The 5,722-nt window shown below is 65.9% G+C and carries 6 protein-coding genes; all 6 read right to left on the bottom strand.

Annotated features, from left to right (window positions below; genetic code table 11):
* Positions 1 to 133: 133 nt before the first annotated feature.
* The gene (locus N790_RS01940; protein ID WP_156969884.1) at positions 134 to 2,695 is read right to left on the bottom strand and encodes a hypothetical protein; all 2,562 of its coding nucleotides are present in this window, start codon (positions 2,693 to 2,695) and stop codon (positions 134 to 136) included.
* A gap of 223 nt (positions 2,696 to 2,918) precedes the next feature.
* Positions 2,919 to 3,353 carry a hypothetical protein gene (locus tag N790_RS15840; RefSeq protein ID WP_156969883.1) on the bottom strand — a complete coding sequence of 145 codons (435 nt, stop codon included), beginning with the start codon at positions 3,351 to 3,353 and terminating at the stop codon, positions 2,919 to 2,921.
* Positions 3,343 to 4,497, bottom strand: coding sequence for a DNA-primase RepB domain-containing protein (locus N790_RS01935; RefSeq protein ID WP_043800086.1), 1,155 nt, complete (start codon positions 4,495 to 4,497; stop codon positions 3,343 to 3,345). Before N790_RS01935 ends, N790_RS15840 begins: the two co-directional genes overlap by 11 nt.
* A 359-nt stretch (positions 4,498 to 4,856) precedes the next feature.
* Positions 4,857 to 5,081, bottom strand: coding sequence for a hypothetical protein (locus N790_RS01925; protein WP_043800084.1), 225 nt, complete (start codon positions 5,079 to 5,081; stop codon positions 4,857 to 4,859).
* The gene (locus N790_RS15460) at positions 5,081 to 5,257 is read right to left on the bottom strand and encodes a helix-turn-helix transcriptional regulator (protein WP_084062504.1); all 177 of its coding nucleotides are present in this window, start codon (positions 5,255 to 5,257) and stop codon (positions 5,081 to 5,083) included. The genes N790_RS01925 and N790_RS15460 overlap by 1 nt, the downstream gene beginning before the upstream one ends.
* 47 nt (positions 5,258 to 5,304) lie before the next feature.
* The gene (locus N790_RS01915; protein ID WP_169742130.1) at positions 5,305 to 5,535 is read right to left on the bottom strand and encodes a DNA-binding protein; all 231 of its coding nucleotides are present in this window, start codon (positions 5,533 to 5,535) and stop codon (positions 5,305 to 5,307) included.
* Between the last annotated feature and the right edge of the window lie 187 nt (positions 5,536 to 5,722).

Here is a 5,722-nt window from a genome sequence, read left to right as displayed (position 1 = left end):
GGAAAGGCGGGGCGATTCAAGATGGATCGGGCCACGGCCCTGCCAGGTGTTTCCTCGGGGTCTCTCTCGACCTCCAGGTTGCGGGACGCGGGCGCCTTGGACTTGGGCGCTACGGCCTTGGATGCTCGTTTGCTCATCGCTGGCGCTCCACCGTCTGCTCCAGCTCCCGGGCGAATTCGATAGCTTCCTCATCGCCACTGGCCCGCGCCTCCACTTTGAGCTGGGCGATTTGGACAGGGAGGGCCGCAAAGGGCACCTGAGTCTGTCGGGCCAGCCATTTGACGACGGTTGGGCTGGTCAGCCCGCGTGCCGTCAGGTTCGCCAGTCCAACGCCGCCACCGATCAGCGCCGCCGTGCCCACGTTGCCGGTGCCGAGCGTGGTCAGGAAGGAGAACACCGTGCCCGCCTGAATTGCGGCATCAGTGGTCTGCGAGGGATTGCGGAACACCTGGGCGCCCTGGCGCTGGTTCGCTGCCGCCTTGGCCACCGTCTCCATTGCCCGCACGTAGTCCGGTCCCAAGCGCCCAAAGAGAGCCGACTTGGCTTCCGGCGCCATGCTGTTCCACATGGTCAGGAAACGCTCGGAGCTGAACTGCTCTCCGATATCGTCCTGCGCACTGGGGTTTGCACGCCCCATGCGTCGGATCACCGCAGCCGCGAGCTGCTTTTGGCCGTCCTCGGGTAGCGACTGGAGAACCGCCCTCAGCGTAGTCGCGCCTTCGCGGGTTCCGCTGGTCGCTGCACTAAAGACCTTTTCGGGGCCGCCGTTGCGGTCGATGACCCGCTCCAGCACTTCCATCCGGTTCATGCCTGCGCGGTAGTAGGCATTCGCCCTGCTGGCCGCCTGCACGGCCCGGGGATTGCCGGTGGCCCGCGCCGCTGCATCCATGTCTTCCGTAAGCGCCGCATACACCTGGCGGAGCTGCTTCGTGGGAACGTCGGTGGCAAAGGTCGAATCCGCGATGAGGTCACCCATCCGGGTCCGCAGGTTCTTGAGCGCCTGGTACGGGAGCGTCGGGCGACTGGACACGCCAAGGCCAGCAAAGGGGCCACTGGCCGAAGATGCCGTGAGGTCCGCTTCCAGCGCATCCCGGATGGCACCCACCCGCGAACTCGCCAACGCGCGCGAAGTGTTGACCGCTCCAGGCGTCGGGCTGGCAAGGGAGTCCAGCGCCGCTTTCGTCTTCGACACGTCAACGCCGGAGTTGCCCGGCAGGTACTGATCTACCTCGGAGTAGAGGGAGTTGGCCGTTCGCCGGAAGTTGGCAGAGAAGCCGTTGGGGCCCAGCACGCCGCGTTCGATGGCCCGGCCCGCTTGGGCGGGGTCAGCGCGCGTGGAGAGCGAGTCCGCAATCTGTCGAACCTGCCGACCCATGCCGCTCTGCTGCGCGTCACCGCTCCGCGCCATCACGCCGGAGCCGCCCGGGGTGCGGGCCAGCAGAGCCTCTAGGCCGCGCGTCACCCTGCCCTCAGTTGCTTGCCCCAAGCTGGGCGAACCCGCACCGGATTTGCCGAAGGTAACCAGATTGGCGAGCATGCTCTGGCGGCCCGCTTCGCCGCCTCGCGTGGCAAGTCTCGCCAGTGCGGACGTGTTGGCGGGAGCCGTGGCACCTGCAAGGCCGGCAAGCATCTGCCCGGTCGGACCGGCTCCACTTTCGCGCGCAATCTCGCTAGCGCCGCCACCGGATGCGGAGGCACTGAGCTGGTAACCCGGTGAGGCCGCCAGCGCCTTGCCAAACTGGCCCGTGAGGCCGGGCGCCTGGGACGCGAGACCGCCAGCGCCCAAGGTAGGCGCTGCACCCACAAGGGCACGGCTAGCGCCGCCCACAACGCGCTCAAAGCCGTTATCGGGCTGGGGCAGCCCCATTGAGTCGGCCGCCCACGTTGCCAGCTCTCCGGCCCGCATAAAGGGCCTGGGCTGTCCCTCGGTGCCCAGAGCCGCGTTACCGGCTTCCGCTATCGGGTCCGAGAAGATGCCCAGGAAGTTGCCGATGCCCTCCAGGCCGTGGCGGGCCGTAAGCCCGAGTTGGCGGCCTGTTTCCTGCGCGAGGCCGCGCGGCTGCGCCCGGGTTTCCGAGCCCTGCTGAAGGTAGGTCTTTACCGTCCGATCGATCACCTCATCCGACGTGTTGGCGGGGAATTCGAGGATGGTGCCATCGGCCAACTCGGCCTCGCGGATGGCCGACCCGCCGCTGGTCTGCTGGTATCGGGTCCATGGCCCCTGCTTGTCCTGGGGCCTCTGGTAGCGCTCCCACGGGCCGCTGGTGGCTGACGCGGATTGCGCGGCGCCGTTGCTATGGCGCTCTTGAGCGTACGCGAGCACTTGGTCCTCAGTGGCACCCGCCGGGGCAGTGACTTCGTACGCGGTCCCGTCTGGAGCGGTAACGCGGTACTTGTCAGACGAAGACGCTCCCTCAGCCTCGCGTGCCGAACGAATCTGCTTGAGTTCACGAGCGAAGCGCCGCGCGGCATAGTCAGCGTTGCTATCGCCCTGGCGGGCCAGCGCCGCCGCATTGCGTAGCGCCTGCTCAAGCCGCTTCTCACGATCCATCCCACCCGGTTCGCCCAGGGTGCCAGCGCCGGCCTGCTCGGGAACCATGCCCCGGCGCCGGGCTTCATTGAGTAGCCCCGCCTTGTCAGGTGGCAAGAGACCACGGCGCTCGGCCTCCAACAGAAGTTCGGTTCGCTGGCTCATCGGCGGTCACCCGCTTGGGCAGTAATTCGCATGTCCTCGTTCCTTTGCTTGGGCAGCCTGTTTAGCCGCCGCTCGGGCCATCCTTGGCCCACCGTAGATGCGCCTTTTTTAGGCGTCCAAAAAGTGTTGCTGCCGTTGACGGGGGCAGCGCCCGAGGTCGGCGCCGGGGGAGCGTCGAAGGTCTATCGTCAGTTTGCCTATCCGTGGGTATTTGGAATTCCCGCTATCCGCGCGCCAGCCCGTAGCGCCACTGCGCCTCCATGATTCCGGCCCGCAGCCAGGCGGCTGCATCGGCCCGAAGGGCTTGTGCCGTTTCGTCTCGCAAGCGAATCGGTAGCGGTTCGGTTCGGCATCTGCCGGCCAGAACGTGGGCCATCGCCCAGCGGATCACGGCGCTTGCCTGCTCCGCGTTGAGAGGCCAGCAGGACACGAATGCCCGCCGCGCCAGGTACATCTCCACCGCGTTGGCTTGTTCGCGTCCGTGAGAGCGATACCAGACAAGCAGCGAGTCGCCTTCCGGTGTGCCGTGGCGGGCGAAGGCTCGGGCACCCGCGCAAAGCGTATTGCTCAAGGGCGGCCGGGAGTCGGGATCGGGGGCGCCGTCTCGCTTTGGCCTGACGCAAGCGCCCTTGAAATGGCCCGTGACCTCAAGAGCCATTATCAGCAACAGCCTGTAAAGCTTCAGGCCCCACACCTATAGGGGGTATTGGAGCCGTGGAATAGGGTGCATTGGTGTTGGGTATTGCAAGCCGGTAGAAGGTGGGCTTGGGCCCCTTCCCTTTGTTGGGAGCCGCCGCCTTGGCTTCCTCCACGACTTGGAGCAGGCCCGATGCCATGACCCGGCTTCGGACGCGGTAGAAGGTCTGCTCCCGGGGGAACCATTGCCGTAGCTCCGACCAAGGCAGCGTTAGGCGCTGGGTGTTGAAAGAATCGGCCCGGCGATATGCAGCCAGCACGAGCATTCGGCCGGAGTCATCGAGCGCGAGGAACGGCTCGGAATCCATGACGGCGACAGGCAGAGAGGCCATTGCCGTTGCGGGAGCCTTGTATGCACTGCGAACGGCTGCCTCTACCTCTGCGATTGAGAGTGGCGGGGTGCACCGCTCATTAACCTTGAGCGCCTTCGCAAGCTGCGCGGCCTCCGGCACGCCCTTCTGGCAAGCGGACCGTGCCAGCTTGTAGATCGTCGCGTTTCTCTGGCCTTCGTGGATTCGATCAGGCAGCCGCATCACTGGCGCCAGGTCGAAGGCCTGGGTCATTTCGTCCCAGGTGTAGGGCGTGGGGTCGGCGCTTGCCAGTCGCGTGAGCTGGGGCTCGGCCTTGCAGTGCAAGAAGCCGGGAAGCCGCATAACCCTTGGCGCGTCACATACTTTGGGGTCGCCGCCGAATTGAGCCGCGAGCGCCTTTTGAGCGCGGGAGAATTGATCGAGCGGAAGGTCGGCAACCGGCCAGTAGCAATGCCACTTGCCCGGAGAGGACTCCACGACGATGCGGGGAGGTAGGGGGTAGGAAAGCACGGGTTCAACGGGCGCCCCATCCAGATCCAGGAACAGGGCGCGGGCCGCGACAACGTTGGCTGCCTTCCGGCCGAATCCATCGCCACGGTTGACCATGACGAAGACGCCCGCCCCCTGTTGGTTAAGGGACACGAGTTGGCGCGCCAGCTTGCTTAGCGAGCCTTGCAGGACGCGGTTTAGCTTCTTCCCCGCCCCCTCGGCCTCCGCAAAGGTCTGGAACGTGAAGACAGCATCCCCCGTCAGCGCGGCAAGGAACCGCGCCGTCATGGCGGTATCAATTTCCATTCGCCCCCCGGCGACTTGTTGGCGCTAGGCGCCCCCGGATGGCCCGCTGGCGTGGCGGGGCGGGCTCAGGAGCGCGTTTCTCGGCTCCGGGGCGGTGGTAGTAGCCCCGACCCTTTCCCGGCCTTCTGAGGCCTGCGACGCCGGCCGCCTGCTATCCGGCCTGAGCCATTGCCCTTTGGGGTTGCGTGTCCAGCCGGCCCCGTCCATTTCTGACACCGAAAGGCAGCGCCGCGAGTGCTGGGGACTGTCGGGGCTGGCAAATGAGCCCACCCGATGCCGGTCGAAGGCTTGGACACTGCCGAACTGCTCCAAGCACGTCGGACACTCGCACCGACAGCCCGTGAGGCGATTCCTGGCCATCAGAAGTCCCCCACCTGAAGGGCGTTGGCGAGGTACGCCGCCGCCAAGTTGAGGTGATGGGAAGCTTCTTCAATCCCGATGCCGGGGTGAGTCTCAAACAGGGCCGAGCGGGCCACCATTTCCCGGACGCCATCGACGGCGGCAGCTAGCAGCAGGCATTGGGTTAGCGGTTCATGGGCTCTCGTCTTGCTGCCGCCCGGCCCCGCTTCTTCGGCGGCGGTCATCAGCGGACCTCCGGAGGATTGGCAGCGATCTGGCGAGCCACCCAGGCGGCCACTTCTGCCTCCACGAAAGCGGAGGTGTTCGGTCCCAACTTGAGGGGCTTTGGGAAGGTTCCCGCCGCGATCCTGCGCCAGACCTCGGAACGGCTCAGCCCGACCATCTGAAGCACGGTGGGCATGCGGACCAGGCGCGGGAGAGAGGGCTCTGGCATTGAGGGAGCGGCGCTCATGCCGCGTTCCCCTGGCGAGCGTTCTGACTGCGAATCCAGGCGTCAAAGCCTGCGGGGTCGATATAGACGCGCCGGCCGCCCACCCGGACGATGGCGCTATGAGAGGCCAGGCCGTTGGTCTCCGCGTTGTGAATCCACCAGCGAAGTTGGGGCTCGGTGAAACTGGTCTTGTTCGCAAACTGCGAGACAGTGTGCAGGTCTCGAATCACTTGGGCTTGCTCCGTCATGACCATTGCTGGCCGGTGACGAAGAGAATTGCCGAGCGCTTCAGCTAGCGGCAGTCTCCCTACTTCGGAGAGTCACGACCCTCCTTCGCAGAGTCCCTAGTCTCCTCCAATCTGCGGAACTGCCTTACCCACCTTTTCGCAACGTCTTCCACCACATGAAACCGCTTGGATATCTCTCTTGCTGCCT

The organism is Arenimonas malthae CC-JY-1, assembly GCF_000747075.1.
In the GTDB taxonomy this organism is placed as follows: Bacteria; Pseudomonadota; Gammaproteobacteria; order Xanthomonadales; family Xanthomonadaceae; genus Arenimonas; species Arenimonas malthae.
Note: the sequence above shows the minus strand (reverse complement) of the source record. Positions and strands in the feature narration are given on the sequence as shown.

What these genes read in the sequence shown, in the direction of transcription:
- N790_RS01940 (WP_156969884.1), bottom strand. Translation starts at nt 2,695, where the DNA reads ATGAGCCAGCGAACCGAACTTCTGTTGGAGGCCGAGCGCCGTGGTCTC.
- N790_RS15840 (WP_156969883.1), bottom strand. Translation starts at nt 3,353, where the DNA reads ATGGCTCTTGAGGTCACGGGCCATTTCAAGGGCGCTTGCGTCAGGCCA.
- N790_RS01935 (WP_043800086.1), bottom strand. Translation starts at nt 4,497, where the DNA reads ATGGAAATTGATACCGCCATGACGGCGCGGTTCCTTGCCGCGCTGACG.
- N790_RS01925 (WP_043800084.1), bottom strand. Translation starts at nt 5,081, where the DNA reads ATGACCGCCGCCGAAGAAGCGGGGCCGGGCGGCAGCAAGACGAGAGCC.
- N790_RS15460 (WP_084062504.1), bottom strand. Translation starts at nt 5,257, where the DNA reads ATGCCCACCGTGCTTCAGATGGTCGGGCTGAGCCGTTCCGAGGTCTGG.
- N790_RS01915 (WP_169742130.1), bottom strand. Translation starts at nt 5,535, where the DNA reads ATGACGGAGCAAGCCCAAGTGATTCGAGACCTGCACACTGTCTCGCAG.